Here is a 14,758-nt window from a genome sequence, read left to right as displayed (position 1 = left end):
CGATGAGTATTTCTGCCGAGACCCCTCACGCCCAGCGCGGCATGGCGCTGCTGGTCAGCCTGGTGTTTCTTCTGTTGCTGACACTGATCGGTCTTTCATCGATGCAAAACGCCACTCTGCAGGAAAAAATGGCCGCCAGTGTGACCCTGCGCAACCAGTCGTTCCAGGGCGCCGAATCGGCGTTGCGCGTGGGTGAAAGCGCGGTGCAACTGGATGCCTATTCGTTGCCGGTCTGCAGCGGCACTGCCCAATGCGCACCGCCAGCCGAGTCGTCGACAATTACCGGCGCCGGTTTCAATTCCACCTCGGGAGTGAACTGGATTGCCTCCGGCAGCGGTTTTTACGGGGTCCAGAACATCGGCACCACCCTGACCGCCGTGAATGTGCCGAGCAACACCTCGACAACGCTGTACCGCGTGACCGCAGTCGGCATTGCGGGCAACTCGCGCAGTGTGGTGGAGAGTATCTATGCGAAGTACTAAAAGGCACGCCGTGCTGTGGCGCCTGGTTTGCGGCATGTTGTTGGGTTTTTATCTTTCAGCGCCGGCGTATGCCTTCACGCCGTCGGATTCTCCGCTGTTGAGCGCCGCGGCTGTCGCGCCGAATGTGATGTTGTTGATCGACGATTCGGGGAGCATGAACAGCATCGTCTGGGCGGCGGATTTCGATCCGACGGTCACAAATCGTCCTCAGGTGACCATCTGCAGTTCAGATGACTCCTGCCAGGAAGGACAAAACCTCAATATGACCGATACCAATATTTTTCTGTCCAGTCTCAATCGCGGTGGCTGTGCGTCAGGTTATGTTGGTTTTTTTAAAGGCTCTCAGGGGGTGAATTCGTTTTGCCTGAAACTGCCCGATCCGGTGGGCGGACAGAACACCCGTTACTCGGCCAACTACCTGTCTTACCTGATCAGTCTGGCGAATAGTTCGACCAAGGATTTCACCACTGGCTCAATCCCCACCGATTACCGGATGAACGTTGCGCGCAAGGTGTCCACCGATCTGGTGACCAGTAACCGCGGGCTACGTATAGGCCTGGCGACGTTCAACCCGGTCACCAGCAACAACCCCGGCAATGGTGGCTTCATCGCCCGCTCCATCAGCGATCTGTCCGTGGAGAGCAACTTTAACGACCTTGTCGCGTCGATCAACGGCTTGACTGCAGTCGCCAATACCCCGTTGGCAGAAGCCTATTACGAAGTCACCCGGTACATGCGCGGTATGGCGCCGTTCTACAACTCGGCTCCCGCCACCTACACCAGCCCGATCCAGTATCGGTGCCAGAAAAACTACGGTGTGGTGATCACTGACGGCTTGCCGACCCATGACCGGACCTTTCCGACTGACGATCCACAAGCCGTTGCTCAGGGCGGTCCCAGGCTACCCAATTGGGACGGTGTCGATAACGACGGCCCCGGCGGAGACGATGAGGGCGACACCCTTTATCTGGATGACATCGCCAAGTTTGCCTTCGATATCGACATGCGCACGACTGGCACCGACTCTGCGAGCAAAAGCTGGGACGCAGCGGATTCTCCAAAGCAGAACATGAACACCTACACAGTGGGTTTCGCCACTTCGAACCAGATGTTGTCGGACGCGGCGAGTTACGGGCAGGGCAAGTATTACCAAGCGACTGACAGTACAGGACTCAACAGTGCACTGTCGTCGGCGCTGAGCGACATCACCTCCAAGGCCGGCTCCGGAGGGGGTGGCGTCACCAGCGGGACCATTCTGGCCAGCGATTCGAGTTACTTTCAGAGCAGTTACGATCCCAAGGACTGGCGCGGCACGATCAAGTCTTACGGATTTACCTCCGGGGGCGCGGTCAACACCGCCTCGGTGTTGTGGACCACTGATACCGCCATCGTACCCGGTGCCACGGTGCCGACCTATCAATCCTGGAATACTCTGACCAAAGCTGCCGTGACGCTGGCTTATGCCAACTTTTCCCCTGCCCAGCAAACCTCCCTCAACCAGAGTTTGCCCATAGGCATCACCGGCAGCGATCTGGTGGAGTGGAGCAAGGGCACCAACAAGGTTGGCCTGAAAGTGCGCAGTGTGCTGCTTGGCGACATCATCAATTCACCGCTGGCGCTGGCGTCACCCACGGATCAAACCGCGTCCGACCTGTCAGGCGACACTACTTACAGCACCTATCTGGCAACCAAAGCGACAAGCATGAACGCCAGCCTGGTGGTGAACGCCAACGACGGCTTTGTAAACGTCATCAACACGTCCAATGGCACACGGCGTTACGCTTTTATGCCGTCCAGTGTGTTGCCGTCACTGCGCTACATCGCCGACCCGACTTACATAAACGGGGTGAGCCACAAGTTTTTGGTGGACGGCCAGGTGGGCGTGTTCGATGCCCAACTCAACAGTGCCTGGAAAACCCTTGCATTGGGCGGAACAGGAGCGGGGGGCAGGACCTTCTACGCGTTGCAGTTGTTCGACGCCTCGGCAGGCAATGTGACCAAGGCGTTGTGGGAAATCAGCGCGCCGACCACCCCCGACTCCAAGAACGACTTCAATGATCTGGGTTATGCCTATGCACGACCGGAAGTGGCACGCTTGGCCGATCCCGACGGTCGATGGGCGGCATTCATCTCCAACGGTTATGGCAGCAACTCCGGGGTGGCAGCGTTGTACGTGGTCGACATTCGTGATGGCTCGCTGATCAAGAAAATCGTGGTCGACGGCTCCGAGACGACCAACGGCCTGTCGTCGGTAAAACTTCGGGTCAACTCGCAGAATGTGGTCCAGGCCGCTTATGGCGGCGACTTGAAGGGGAGACTGTGGAAGTTTGATTTGAGCGCCAAATCTCCGGGGTCGTGGGACCTGGCGTTTTCCCGCAAACCGCTATTTACCACCGCCGGTGGCGTCACCCAGCCGATTACCGCGCAACCATTGCTGGCGGACAATTCGTTGGGAGGGAAGGACGTGTTTTTCGGCACCGGTAAATTCAATGAGACGGCCGACAAGACCAACAAAGATATTCAGGCGTTCTACGCAGTATGGGATGCGGAAGGTGGCTCCGGGAAAATCACAACATCCAGTTTGCAGGCTCAGGCGGTGACCGGTGTGTTCTCCGGTAGCAGTGGGCAGTTCATTACCACCAGCCAGAACGACGTGACTTATCCGGCGAAAAAAGGCTGGTACCTGCCGCTGGTGTACAACAACGTGCTAACCGGTGAGCGGGTGATTAATCAGGCCAGTCTGGTGGCCGACCGGATCGTGTTCACCACGGCCAGCGTGGACACCACCGACCCTTGCGACAGTTTCGGTACCGGCAAACTGGTCGAACTGGATGCATTCAGCGGTAAGATGCTCAATTACGCGGTGCTCGACACCAATGGCGACGGGCTGGTCGACATCAAGGATTCGATTTCCAGCGGGGTGATTTTCACCGGTGGTATTCCGACGCTGAACGCGATCGTCAACAATGCGTCCCGCAAGATTGTGAACGACTCCAGCGGTGGCATCAGCTCACTGGTGGAAAAGCCCGGCGGCGGCAGCCGTCGCATCATGTGGCGACAAATACAGTAAGTGAGAGTTGAGGCATGCGCAGATTCAACCGAGGTTTTACCCTGATCGAAATCATGATCGTGATTGCGATCATCGGGATCGTCATCACCCTTGGCTACCCGAGCCTCACCGAGTATGTGAATAAGGGCCGCCGCACTGAAGTCGCCGGCCTGCTCTCCGAGCAGGCACAGATCCTCGAGCGTTTCTATTCGAAGAACAATGTCTACACCGGCGTTGCTGGCCTGAGTGCTGGCAATGACTTTTACACCATTACCCAGACCCTGACCGATCAGACCTTCCTGCTGACGGCAGTTCGCAAGGCTGGTAAAGCCATGGAGACTGACAAGTGCGGGGATTTCACCATCACCAACACTGGCGTCAGAAGCATGGTCAATGCGACGGCCGCAACCAAGGATTGCTGGGGTCGCTGAGTTTCTTTTTTCGGGCGCCTTTTGTGCCCTCTGTCTATTTAACGGTTGGATCAGAACATGAGCAGGCAACAGCAAGTGGTGATTGTCGGCGGCGGGGTGATTGGCCTGCTGACAGCGTTCAATCTCGCGTCCGAAGTGCAAAGCGTTGTGCTCCTGGATCGCTCGAACGTCGGTCAGGAGTCGTCCTGGGCCGGTGGCGGTATCGTTTCGCCACTCTACCCGTGGCGCTACAGCCCTGCTGTCACCGCGTTGGCGCATTGGTCCCAGGATTTTTATCCACAGCTGGGCGAGCGACTGTTTGCAGCCACCGGTGTCGATCCCGAGGTGCATACCACCGGGCTGTACTGGCTGGATCTGGATGATGAGGCCGAGGCGCTGGCTTGGGCCGAGCGGGAAAACCGTCCGTTGCGGGCTGTGGATATCTCGGCGGCTCACGACGCGGTGCCGGTGTTGGGGAGCGGTTTTTCCCGGGCGATCTACATGGCCGATGTGGCCAATGTGCGTAATCCGCGGCTGGTGAAGTCCCTCAAGGCTGCGTTGCTGGCGCTGCCGAACGTAACGATTCATGAGCAGTGTGAAGTCAGCGGGTTTATCCGTGAAGGCGCTACGGTGGTCGGGGTGCAGACCTCGGCGGGAGCGATTCATGGCGATCAGGTGGTGCTGACTGCGGGCGCCTGGAGCGGTGATTTACTCAAAAGCCTGGGCCTGGACCTGCCGGTCGAGCCGGTGAAAGGGCAGATGATTCTCTACAAATGCGCAGCGGATTTTCTGCCGAGCATGGTTCTGGCCAAGGGGCGTTATGCGATTCCTCGGCGCGACGGGCACATTCTGATTGGCAGTACGTTGGAACACGAAGGCTTCGACAAGACCCCGACCGAATCGGCCCTGGAGAGTCTGAAGGCGTCGGCGGTGGCGTTGATTCCTGCACTGGCGGATGCCGAGGTCGTGGGGCACTGGGCCGGGTTACGCCCGGGCTCGCCGGAAGGCATTCCTTACATCGGTCGGGTGCCAGGGTTCGAAGGGCTTTGGCTCAATTGCGGGCATTACCGTAATGGCTTGGTGCTGGCACCGGCGTCGTGTCAGTTGTTTGCGGATGTGATGCTGGGCCGTGAGCCGATCATTGATCCGGCTCCGTATGCGCCGGCTGGACGGATCTGAGACTCAATCGAGTCCCAGTTTCTTGAGCCTGTAGCGCATCGACCTGAATGAAAGATTCAACCGCTGAGCCGCCGCCGTGCGGTTCCAGCGGGTTTCTTCGAGGGCCTGGAGGATCAGTTTGCGTTCGACGTTTTCCAGGTAGTCTTCCAGGTTGTCGATCTGCGTCAGGTCCGGCACCCCACCTTCCGGGTTGCAGTTACCTTCGGCCAGCCGCAGGTCGCTGGTTTCGATTTGCTTGTTTTCGCACAACGTGTGAGCCCGTTCGAGTACGTTCTCCAGTTCCCGCACATTGCCGGGGAAGCGATAGCTTTTCAGTGCGTCGAGGGCTTGGGGGTGGAGTTTTGCGGCGGGTTGGCCAGTGCTGATGGCCAAGCGTTTGAGCACGTGGCTGGCGAGGGATTCGATGTCGTCCCGGCGTTCGCGCAAGGGCGGCACCCTTAGTTCGATCACGTTCAACCGGTAGTACAAATCCTGGCGAAAGCGTTCGGCGGCGACTTCGGCGTCGAGGTCTTTGTGGGTGGCGCAAAGGATACGCACATCGACCACGGTTTCCTGCTGTTCCCCGACACCGCGAACGGCTTTTTCCTGTATCGCCCGTAGCAGCTTGACCTGCATCGCCAGCGGCAAATCAGCCACTTCGTCGAGGAACAGGGTGCCGCCATGGGCCGCCTGGAACAGTCCGGGTTTGTCTTCGATGGCACCGCTGAAGCTGCCTTTGCGATGACCGAAAAATTCGCTCTCCATCAATTCTGACGGAATCGCCCCGCAATTGACCGGGATAAACGGTTGGCTGGCGCGGGGGCTTTGCTCATGGATCAGTCGCGCGACCAATTCCTTGCCGCTGCCGGATTCGCCGCTGATGTACACCGGCGCCTGGCTGCGGGCCAGTTTGTCGATGTGTTTGCGCAAGGCGCGCATGGGCGGTGAATCACCCAGCAGCCGGCGATCGATGGCGACGCCGGTGCCGCCCGGCGCAGGTAAACGCAGCGCGCTGCTGACCAGTTCCCGCAGGCGAGTGAGGTCCACCGGTTTGGTCAGGAAGTCGAAGGCGCCGGCCTTGAGGGCGTTGATCGCCGTTTCCAGGCTGCCATAAGCGGTGATCATTGCCACTGGTACGAGTGGGTGGCGTTGCTGGATGTGTTGCACCAGCTCAAGGCCGGTGCCGTCCGGCAGGCGCATGTCGGTGAGGCACAGGTCGAAGGTCTCTCGCGACAGCAGGGCCTGGGCTTCGCCGAGGTTGCGGGCACTGAAGGTGTCGAGTTTCATCCGTCCCAGGGTGATTTCCAGGAGTTCGCGGATATCCGGTTCGTCGTCGACGATCAGGACTTTTTGCCGTGGGCTTATGTTCAACTTTGTTTCCGTCCGTGAGCAAAGGTGATGCGAAAGCAGCCGCCGCCTTGGCGTGGTTTGAAGTCTAGGCGGGCCTGGTTGCTTTCGCACAGCTCACGGGACAGATAAAGCCCCAGGCCGGTGCCTTGGGGGCTGGTGGTGAAGAACGGTTCGAACAAGTGCACGTGATGCTCCGGCGCCACGCCGGGGCCATCGTCCAGGATCTCGAGGACCGGCAGCTGGCTGTCCGGGTCGACGAACAACTCGAGCCAGACCTGTGCCAGGTCGTGATTCAAGGTGCTATGGCGCCAGGCGTTGCGCAACAAATTGTCGAGAATTTGGGTCAGCTGGTTGGGGTCCATCAGGGTTTTGAAGTCTCCTGAACCGATGCGCAGATGAATCTGCTGATGCTCGGGCGCCCCCTCGCGGGTTTCGTTGACGTACTGCTCCAGCCACGGTTTCAGATCAAGCCGTTGCGCTACGGTTTGCTGGCGGCGGGACAGTTGCAGGACGTTTTCGATTACCCGATTCATTCGCTGAGAGTGGTCTTGAATAATCTGTGTCAGACGTCGATCCGCGCGATTCAGTTCCTCTGATTCTTGCAATAGCTGCGCGGCATGACTAATGGCGCCCAGTGGATTGCGGATTTCATGGGCGATACCGGCGGTCAGGCGGCCGAGGGCGGCCAGCTTCAGTTGTTGGGCCTGTTGGGCGATTTGCGCGAGGTCTTCGAGAAAGACCAGGGTCTGGTGGTGTGGGCTTTGGTCCAGGGCAATGAAGCTCGGTTGCAGCTCCAGACCACTACTGGCGACTTTCAGGCTCTGGGGGCGGAGCGTCGGATTGTTGAGCCACAGTTGCAGGCGTTCGACCAGGCTGGGTGAGTAGTCGTCGATCAACTGGCCTGCAAGATTCTCCCTGCCTAACAGGTTCAAGGCGCTATGGTTGGCCAGTTGAACCCGCCGCTTGTCGTCGAGTACCAGGATGCCGGTACGCATTCGTTGCAGGATCAGTGCGTTGAGTGCTTCGAGTCCGACAACTTCGCTGGCCCGTTGTTCGGCCAGGGTTTCGCTGACTTCCAGGCGTCGGATCAGCCCTTGCACCAGCAATGCCGCAGCAAAACACAGGGCGCCGAGCGTGCCGACTTGCAGGTAATCGTTGGGGGTGGCGGGATGGCTGAAACTCAGGAGGAAGCTCAGCCCCACGATGCCGAGCGCGCCAACGGCGGCAATCAGCAGGCCGATGCGCCCTCGCAACAAGGTGTTGCTGATGGCTACCGATACGATCAGCAAATTGCCGATGGCGCTGGCCACACCGCCGGCGGCATAGAACAGACCGCACAGCAACAGGACGTCGGTCAGCGCCAGGCTGAACAGTTGCGCCGGGCGCCGGGTGTTCGCAAGGAACACCACCAGCAGGATATTCAGCACCAGGTATAACCAGCTGCCACTGCGCAGCAGGTCGCCATTGGCGGACGTCAGCAGCTGGTTGTCCATGTTGCTGGAGATCAACAGCACCAGGGTAATGCCGACGCTCAAGCGGTAAAGGTGATAGAGGCGCAGCAGTCGCTGGGCCTGTTTGCTGCCGGGACTGGAGGTCTCAGCGATCACTGGAACCCGGGCCTTGCTCAAGATGAGCCTGGCTGCAATACCACTGTTGTTGAAGGCTTAGGGCGCGGTCGCGTGGCAGGTGTACGCCGCAATGAGCGCAGCGGACCATCGGAGCCGCTTCCAGCTCGGCAGAGGACTTGGGCACAGAAGCCTGGCCCTTGAACTTGCGCCAGAACCATACCGCAGCGGCAATCAGGGCGATCCAGAACAGTAAACGAAGCATGATGAGCTGCTATTTGACGAGTGATGAGCCAGTTTAGCCAAGGACATGACCAGCGCACAGCGTAATCATCGAGCCCATAAAAAAGGAGCCTCGAAAGGCTCCTTTTTTGTACAACCCGACGTGTCAGTCGAACACGCCGAAGGTCATGTAGCTGAACCACGAGCGGTCGCTGTTATTGGCTTCGGACTCGTGTTGTTCTTCTTCTATCACGTCGCCATTTTCGTCTTTAGGCTTGAGATCGTTCGGAATCGCGTCTTTGGCGTCCTGGAACTGTTTCTGCACGTCCTGGTTGGCGCGGGTTTCGCCCGGCGGCAGCGGTGGACGGGATTCGATCAGGCCCAGGGTCGCCTTGCTCAACCACGAACGGTTGTCGGCTTCGGCCACCGATGGCACGAACTGACCGTCCACCAGGCTTGGGTGGTTCGGGTAGTTGAGTTTCAGGGTTTCGAGGCTGGTGTTGGCCAGTTCATCCAGGTGCAGACGCTGGTAGGCCTCTGTCATCACCGCCAGGCCGTCACCGACCGAAGGGGTTTCCTGGAAGTTTTCCACCACGTAACGACCACGGTTCGCGGCGGCGACATAGGCCTGACGCGTCAGGTAGTAGTCGGCAACGTGAATTTCGTAAGCCGCCAGCAGGTTGCGCAGGTAGATCATGCGCTGCTTGGCGTCCGGCGAGTAGCGGCTGTTGGGGAAACGGCTGGTCAGCTGGGCGAACTCGTTGTAGGAGTCGCGAGCGGCACCCGGGTCACGCTTGGTCATGTCCAACGGCAGGAAGCGCGACAACAGGCCGACATCCTGATCGAAAGAAGTCAGACCCTTGAGGTAATACGCGTAATCCACGTTCGGGTGCTGCGGGTGCAAGCGGATGAAGCGCTCGGCGGCGGACTTCGCAGCCTCTGGCTCGGTGTTCTTGTAGTTGGCATAGATGAGCTCGAGTTGAGCCTGATCGGCGTAGCGACCGAACGGATAACGCGACTCCAGCGCCTTCAGCTTGGCTGTGGCGGCGGTGTAGCTATTGTTGTCCAGATCGTGCTGAGCCTGCTGGTACAGCTCGACCTCGCTCAGGTTTTCGTCTACGACTTCCTTCGATGAGCAAGCAGCGGTCAATGCGAGGATGGCGATCAGCAGCAGGTGTTTCACTTGCATGGCGGCTTGCGTCCCTATGACGGCCGCTGTCTTGGGCGGGGCCGTCCTGTTATGATGAGCGCCCCGTTGAATAGCCTCGGGGCAAAAGACGCCGTATTTAACCACAAGCGCGCAGCCGAAACCAAAGGCTGTGCCGACGCCTAGTCTGAGCATGTCCGATAAAATTGAACTTCGCGCAGAGGTGCCGTCCGAATTGGGCGGCCAACGCCTCGATCAAGTCGCCGCACAATTATTCGCTGAGCACTCGCGCTCGCGCCTTTCCGCCTGGATCAAAGACGGCCGCCTGACTGTGGATGGGGCGGTTATCCGCCCGCGAGACATCGTTCACGGTGGCGCCATTCTTGAGCTTACTGCCGAGCAGGAAGCTCAGGGCGAATGGATCGCTCAAGACATCGAACTGGACATCGTCTATGAAGACGACGACATCCTGGTGATCAACAAACCCGCGGGTCTGGTGGTGCATCCTGCCGCCGGTCATGCCGATGGCACCTTGCTCAACGCCTTGCTGCACCACGTGCCGGACATCATTAATGTGCCCCGCGCCGGTATCGTGCATCGCCTGGACAAGGACACCACCGGTCTGATGGTGGTGGCCAAGACCATTCAGGCGCAGACACAGCTTGTCACGCAATTGCAGAGCCGCAGCGTAAGCCGGATCTACGAGTGCATCGTGATCGGTGTGGTGACTGCCGGCGGCAAGATCAACGCGCCGATCGGTCGTCACGGTCAGCAACGCCAGCGCATGGCTGTGATGGAAGGTGGCAAGCAAGCCGTCAGTCATTACCGCGTGCTCGAGCGTTTCCGCTCCCACACTCACGTGCGGGTGAAGCTGGAAACCGGTCGTACGCACCAGATTCGTGTGCATATGGCTCACATCAACTTCCCGTTGGTCGGAGATCCTGCCTACGGCGGTCGTTTCCGCATTCCGCCGGCAGCCAGTGTGACCATGATCGAATCGTTGAAGGCGTTCCCGCGTCAGGCGCTGCATGCGCGGTTCCTGGAGCTGGATCACCCGACCACCGGTAAACGCATGAGCTGGGAATCGCCGCTTCCGGACGATTTCGTCTGGTTGCTGACACTGCTCAAGCAAGACCGCGAGGCGTTCATCGGATGAGTGACTGGCTGATTCCCGACTGGCCTGCGCCTGCCGGGGTGAAAGCCTGCGTGACCACCCGTGCGGGCGGCGTCAGTCTGGCGCCGTTCGACAGCCTCAACCTCGGCGATCACGTCGACGACAGCCCCGAAGCTGTTGTCGAAAACCGCCGTCGCCTCACCGAACATTTCTCTATTCAACCGGCCTGGTTAAAGCAGGTTCACGGCATTGCCGTGGCCCACGCAGACCCAAGCCAGGTGGTCACAGCCGACGCCAGCTGGACGGCAACGCCCGGTATTGCCTGCACGGCGATGACTGCTGACTGCCTGCCGGCATTGTTTTGCGACCGTGCAGGCACTCGCGTCGCGGCGGCCCATGCCGGTTGGCGCGGGTTGGCGGCGGGTGTGCTGGAAGCGACTCTAGACACGCTGGCCGTGCCACCAGAAGAAGTGCTCGTCTGGTTGGGCCCGGCCATTGGCCCGCAAGCCTTTGAAGTCGGCTCGGAAGTGCGCGAAACCTTCGTCGAGCAATTACCCGAAGCCGCCAAAGCCTTTGTGCCGAGTGCCAATGCTGGCAAATTCATGGCCGACATCTATGAGCTGGCGCGTTTGCGCCTGGCCGCTCGCGGTATCACCGCTGTTTATGGTGGCGGTTTCTGCACCGTGACCGATCCACGCTTCTTTTCTTACCGCCGCAGTCCACGCACTGGTCGGTTTGCCTCCCTTGTATGGCTCGAACGCTAAACCTCGCTGATCTACATCAACTGCTTGACGCTTGAATCTTCCAGAATCGACCGCATCTATAGCGGTATCTGGCAGGTTTCTTCATTCAGGATGTTTTATAGGTCCGGCCTGCTCAAAAGGAAGGTGACCCATGCGTATAGACCGTTTAACCAGCAAATTGCAGTTAGCTTTGTCCGACGCCCAATCCCTGGCTGTCGGCCTCGATCATCCGGGTATTGAACCGGCGCACTTGATGCAAGCCATGCTTGAACAGCAGGGTGGTTCGATCAAACCCCTGTTGATGCAGGTCGGCTTTGACGTCAACAGCTTGCGTAAAGAGCTGACCAAAGAGCTCGACCAGCTGCCAAAAATCCAGAACCCGACCGGCGACGTGAACATGTCGCAGGATTTGGCGCGCCTGCTCAATCAGGCCGATCGTCTGGCCCAGCAGAAGGGCGATCAGTTCATCTCCAGTGAGCTGGTGTTGCTCGCCGCCATGGACGAGAACAGCAAGCTCGGCAAATTGTTGCTCGGCCAGGGCGTCAGCAAGAAAGCCCTGGAAAACGCGATCAACAACCTGCGCGGTGGTGAGGCCGTCAATGACGCCAACCACGAAGAGTCGCGTCAGGCGCTGGATAAATACACCGTCGACCTGACCAAGCGCGCCGAAGAAGGCAAGCTCGATCCGGTGATCGGCCGTGACGACGAAATTCGCCGGACCATTCAGGTCCTGCAACGCCGCACCAAGAACAACCCGGTGCTGATCGGTGAGCCTGGCGTGGGTAAAACCGCCATCGCCGAAGGCCTGGCCCAGCGCATCATCAACGGCGAAGTGCCGGATGGACTGAAAGGCAAACGCCTGCTGTCTCTGGACATGGGGTCGCTGATTGCCGGTGCCAAGTACCGTGGCGAGTTCGAAGAACGCCTCAAATCCCTGCTCAACGAACTGTCGAAGCAGGAAGGGCAGATCATTCTGTTCATCGACGAACTGCACACCATGGTCGGCGCCGGTAAAGGCGAAGGCTCGATGGATGCGGGCAACATGCTCAAACCGGCGTTGGCTCGCGGTGAGCTGCACTGCGTCGGCGCGACCACGCTCAATGAGTACCGCCAATATATAGAGAAGGATGCGGCCCTCGAACGGCGCTTCCAGAAAGTGCTGGTGGACGAGCCGAGTGAAGAAGACACCATCGCGATTTTGCGTGGCCTGAAGGAGCGTTACGAGGTTCACCACAAGGTGGCGATCACCGACGGCGCGATCATCGCTGCGGCCAAGCTCAGTCATCGCTACATCACTGATCGTCAGCTGCCGGACAAGGCCATCGACCTGATCGACGAGGCCGCCAGCCGCATCCGCATGGAGATCGACTCCAAGCCGGAAGTGCTCGATCGTCTGGAGCGTCGTCTGATTCAGCTGAAGGTGGAATCCCAGGCGCTGAAGAAAGAAAGCGACGAAGCCGCGATAAAACGTCTGGAAAAACTCCAGGAAGAAATCGTCCGCCTCGAGCGTGAGTACTCGGACCTCGAAGAAATCTGGAACTCGGAAAAAGCCGAAGTACAGGGCTCTGCGCAGATCCAGCAAAAAATCGAACAGTCCCGTCAGGAACTGGAAGCAGCGCGCCGCAAAGGCGACCTGAACCGCATGGCCGAGCTGCAATATGGGGTAATCCCGGACCTGGAGCGCAGCCTGCAAATGGTCGACCAGCATGGCAAAAGCGAAAACCAGTTGTTGCGCAGCAAGGTGACCGAAGAAGAAATCGCCGAAGTGGTCTCGAAGTGGACCGGCATTCCCGTGTCGAAAATGCTCGAAGGCGAGCGCGACAAGCTGATGAAGATGGAAAGCCTGTTGCACCAACGTGTGATCGGCCAGGACGAAGCGGTGATTGCCGTTTCCAACGCTGTGCGGCGTTCCCGTGCCGGGTTGTCCGATCCGAATCGCCCGAGCGGCTCGTTCATGTTCCTCGGCCCGACCGGTGTCGGTAAAACCGAGCTGTGCAAGGCGCTGGCCGAGTTCCTCTTTGATACGGAAGAGGCGATGGTGCGGATCGACATGTCCGAATTCATGGAGAAACATTCCGTGGCTCGTCTTATAGGCGCGCCACCAGGCTATGTAGGCTATGAAGAGGGCGGTTACCTGACCGAGGCGGTGCGTCGCAAGCCTTATTCGGTGATCCTCCTGGACGAGGTCGAGAAGGCCCACCCGGACGTCTTCAACATCTTGCTGCAAGTGCTGGAAGATGGCCGACTGACCGACAGTCATGGCCGCACGGTGGATTTCAAAAATACCGTGATTGTCATGACTTCCAACCTCGGTTCGGTGCAGATCCAGGAACTGGTCGGTGATCGTGAAGCACAGCGTGCGGCGGTGATGGATGCGATTTCCACGCACTTCCGGCCGGAGTTCATCAACCGGGTCGACGAAGTGGTGATCTTCGAGCCATTGGCTCGGGATCAGATCGCGGGCATTACCGAGATCCAGTTGGGTCGTCTGCGCAGTCGACTGACCGAGCGCGAGCTGAAGCTTGATCTCAGCCCTGAGGCCATGGATAAGCTGATAGCGGTGGGTTACGACCCGGTTTACGGCGCACGGCCGCTCAAACGAGCCATCCAGCGCTGGATCGAAAACCCGCTGGCGCAGCTGATTCTGTCCGGTCGTTTCATGCCGGGCGATACCGCCAAGGGTGTCGTGGAAAACGACGAAATCGTCTTCGTCTGAATCCCCGGCGGCAGCAAAACCTGTGAGGCCTCGCATTGCGAGGCCTTTTTTTCGCCAGGCTGTTGAACTGAAAGGAAAAGGCTTGTAAAGTGCGCCCCGCAGTAAGTCGCCCTGAAGGGTTTCTGCTCCCCAAGCAGGAATCTGAAATAAGTTGCAAATCATTAACTTGAAAGCAATTTAGGGGGTTGACAGAGGTGCTTAAGATTGTAGAATAGCGCGCCTCAGACACACGAACGCAGCGATGCGAACGGGTCGAAGGGGTGAAGCAAGCTTCACAGTTGTAAATTGAAATATGTAGTTCCGTGATAGCTCAGTCGGTAGAGCAAATGACTGTTAATCATTGGGTCCCAGGTTCGAGTCCTGGTCACGGAGCCAATTTCAAACCGGGGTATAGCGCAGTCCGGTAGCGCGCCTGCTTTGGGAGCAGGATGTCAGGAGTTCGAATCCCCTTACCCCGACCATTTTTGGGTCGTTAGCTCAGTTGGTAGAGCAGTTGGCTTTTAACCAATTGGTCGTAGGTTCGAATCCCACACGACCCACCATTTTTGAAACCAGTTAACGCTGGGATCAGATCTTAAGATCAGAGGCCAAAAGCACTGATCGAAGAAGGCGACTTTTTAAAGGTCGCCTTTTTATTACCGGGGTATAGCGCAGTCCGGTAGCGCGCCTGCTTTGGGAGCAGGATGTCAGGAGTTCGAATCCCCTTACCCCGACCATATTAAAAATCCTCGTATCGAAAGATACGGGGATTTTTTTTGTCTTCGAAAAAGAACACTTCAGTCATCGTACAACTTGCCGATAA

11 protein-coding genes and 4 tRNA genes are annotated in these 14,758 nt (G+C 58.6%); 11 read left to right on the top strand and 4 right to left on the bottom strand.

Annotation, left to right across the window (positions count from 1 at the left end):
* Positions 1-2: 2 nt before the first annotated feature.
* The 4 genes from ACYZTW_RS28935 to thiO are packed head-to-tail and all read left to right on the top strand — an operon-like array spanning position 3 to position 5,120.
* Positions 3-482 carry a pilus assembly PilX family protein gene (locus ACYZTW_RS28935; protein ID WP_462002771.1) on the top strand — a complete coding sequence of 160 codons (480 nt, stop codon included), beginning with the start codon at positions 3-5 and terminating at the stop codon, positions 480-482.
* Positions 469-3,552: a pilus assembly protein gene (locus ACYZTW_RS28930; RefSeq protein ID WP_462002770.1), complete on the top strand. Its 3,084-nt coding sequence runs from the start codon at positions 469-471 to the stop codon at positions 3,550-3,552. Before ACYZTW_RS28935 ends, ACYZTW_RS28930 begins: the two co-directional genes overlap by 14 nt.
* Positions 3,553-3,566: 14 nt before the next feature.
* Positions 3,567-3,962, top strand: coding sequence for a type IV pilin protein (locus ACYZTW_RS28925; protein WP_462002769.1), 396 nt, complete (start codon positions 3,567-3,569; stop codon positions 3,960-3,962).
* A gap of 57 nt (positions 3,963-4,019) precedes the next feature.
* Complete coding sequence (thiO, locus tag ACYZTW_RS28920) at positions 4,020-5,120, top strand: glycine oxidase ThiO (protein WP_462002768.1); 1,101 nt, start codon at positions 4,020-4,022, stop codon at positions 5,118-5,120.
* Positions 5,121-5,123: 3 nt separating this feature from the next.
* Here thiO and ACYZTW_RS28915 read toward each other — a convergent pair whose 3' ends face one another.
* The 4 genes from ACYZTW_RS28915 to ACYZTW_RS28900 all read right to left on the bottom strand — a co-directional run bounded on the left by ACYZTW_RS28915 (position 5,124) and on the right by ACYZTW_RS28900 (position 9,425).
* Positions 5,124-6,470 (bottom strand): sigma-54-dependent transcriptional regulator, encoded by a 1,347-nt coding sequence (locus tag ACYZTW_RS28915; RefSeq protein ID WP_462002767.1) that lies wholly within the window; start codon positions 6,468-6,470, stop codon positions 5,124-5,126.
* Complete coding sequence (locus ACYZTW_RS28910) at positions 6,467-8,056, bottom strand: sensor histidine kinase (protein ID WP_462002766.1); 1,590 nt, start codon at positions 8,054-8,056, stop codon at positions 6,467-6,469. Before ACYZTW_RS28910 ends, ACYZTW_RS28915 begins: the two co-directional genes overlap by 4 nt.
* Positions 8,046-8,279, bottom strand: coding sequence for a PP0621 family protein (locus tag ACYZTW_RS28905; RefSeq protein ID WP_008154904.1), 234 nt, complete (start codon positions 8,277-8,279; stop codon positions 8,046-8,048). Before ACYZTW_RS28905 ends, ACYZTW_RS28910 begins: the two co-directional genes overlap by 11 nt.
* Before the next feature lie 123 nt (positions 8,280-8,402).
* Complete coding sequence (locus tag ACYZTW_RS28900) at positions 8,403-9,425, bottom strand: outer membrane protein assembly factor BamD (RefSeq protein ID WP_462002765.1); 1,023 nt, start codon at positions 9,423-9,425, stop codon at positions 8,403-8,405.
* Between the two features lie 151 nt (positions 9,426-9,576).
* On the opposite strand from ACYZTW_RS28900, the gene rluD reads away from it, so the two are divergent.
* From rluD to ACYZTW_RS28865, 7 genes are all read left to right on the top strand, one after another.
* A complete protein-coding gene (rluD, locus tag ACYZTW_RS28895; RefSeq protein WP_046048807.1) occupies positions 9,577-10,539 on the top strand; it encodes a 23S rRNA pseudouridine(1911/1915/1917) synthase RluD in 963 nt (320 codons plus the stop codon).
* Positions 10,536-11,261 (top strand): peptidoglycan editing factor PgeF, encoded by a 726-nt coding sequence (pgeF, locus tag ACYZTW_RS28890; RefSeq protein WP_462002764.1) that lies wholly within the window; start codon positions 10,536-10,538, stop codon positions 11,259-11,261. Before rluD ends, pgeF begins: the two co-directional genes overlap by 4 nt.
* A 130-nt stretch (positions 11,262-11,391) precedes the next feature.
* On the top strand, positions 11,392-13,956 hold the full coding sequence (gene clpB, locus ACYZTW_RS28885) for an ATP-dependent chaperone ClpB (RefSeq protein WP_462002763.1): 2,565 nt from the start codon (positions 11,392-11,394) through the stop codon (positions 13,954-13,956).
* Positions 13,957-14,255: 299 nt separating this feature from the next.
* A tRNA-Asn gene (locus tag ACYZTW_RS28880) sits at positions 14,256-14,331 on the top strand.
* A 9-nt stretch (positions 14,332-14,340) separates the two neighbouring features.
* A tRNA-Pro gene (locus ACYZTW_RS28875) sits at positions 14,341-14,417 on the top strand.
* Between the two features lie 5 nt (positions 14,418-14,422).
* Positions 14,423-14,498, top strand: a tRNA-Lys gene (locus tag ACYZTW_RS28870).
* 97 nt (positions 14,499-14,595) lie between these two features.
* A tRNA-Pro gene (locus ACYZTW_RS28865) sits at positions 14,596-14,672 on the top strand.
* Positions 14,673-14,758: the final 86 nt, after the last annotated feature.

It is taken from the genome of Pseudomonas sp. LB3P25 (assembly GCF_054897985.1).
The sequence above is the reverse complement of the archived record's forward strand: the minus strand, read 5'-3'. Positions and strand labels throughout refer to the sequence as shown.

What these genes read in the sequence shown, in the direction of transcription:
- ACYZTW_RS28935 (WP_462002771.1), top strand. Translation starts at nt 3, where the DNA reads ATGAGTATTTCTGCCGAGACCCCTCACGCCCAGCGCGGCATGGCGCTG.
- ACYZTW_RS28930 (WP_462002770.1), top strand. Translation starts at nt 469, where the DNA reads ATGCGAAGTACTAAAAGGCACGCCGTGCTGTGGCGCCTGGTTTGCGGC.
- ACYZTW_RS28925 (WP_462002769.1), top strand. Translation starts at nt 3,567, where the DNA reads ATGCGCAGATTCAACCGAGGTTTTACCCTGATCGAAATCATGATCGTG.
- thiO (WP_462002768.1), top strand. Translation starts at nt 4,020, where the DNA reads ATGAGCAGGCAACAGCAAGTGGTGATTGTCGGCGGCGGGGTGATTGGC.
- ACYZTW_RS28905 (WP_008154904.1), bottom strand. Translation starts at nt 8,279, where the DNA reads ATGCTTCGTTTACTGTTCTGGATCGCCCTGATTGCCGCTGCGGTATGG.
- ACYZTW_RS28900 (WP_462002765.1), bottom strand. Translation starts at nt 9,425, where the DNA reads ATGCAAGTGAAACACCTGCTGCTGATCGCCATCCTCGCATTGACCGCT.
- rluD (WP_046048807.1), top strand. Translation starts at nt 9,577, where the DNA reads ATGTCCGATAAAATTGAACTTCGCGCAGAGGTGCCGTCCGAATTGGGC.
- pgeF (WP_462002764.1), top strand. Translation starts at nt 10,536, where the DNA reads ATGAGTGACTGGCTGATTCCCGACTGGCCTGCGCCTGCCGGGGTGAAA.
- clpB (WP_462002763.1), top strand. Translation starts at nt 11,392, where the DNA reads ATGCGTATAGACCGTTTAACCAGCAAATTGCAGTTAGCTTTGTCCGAC.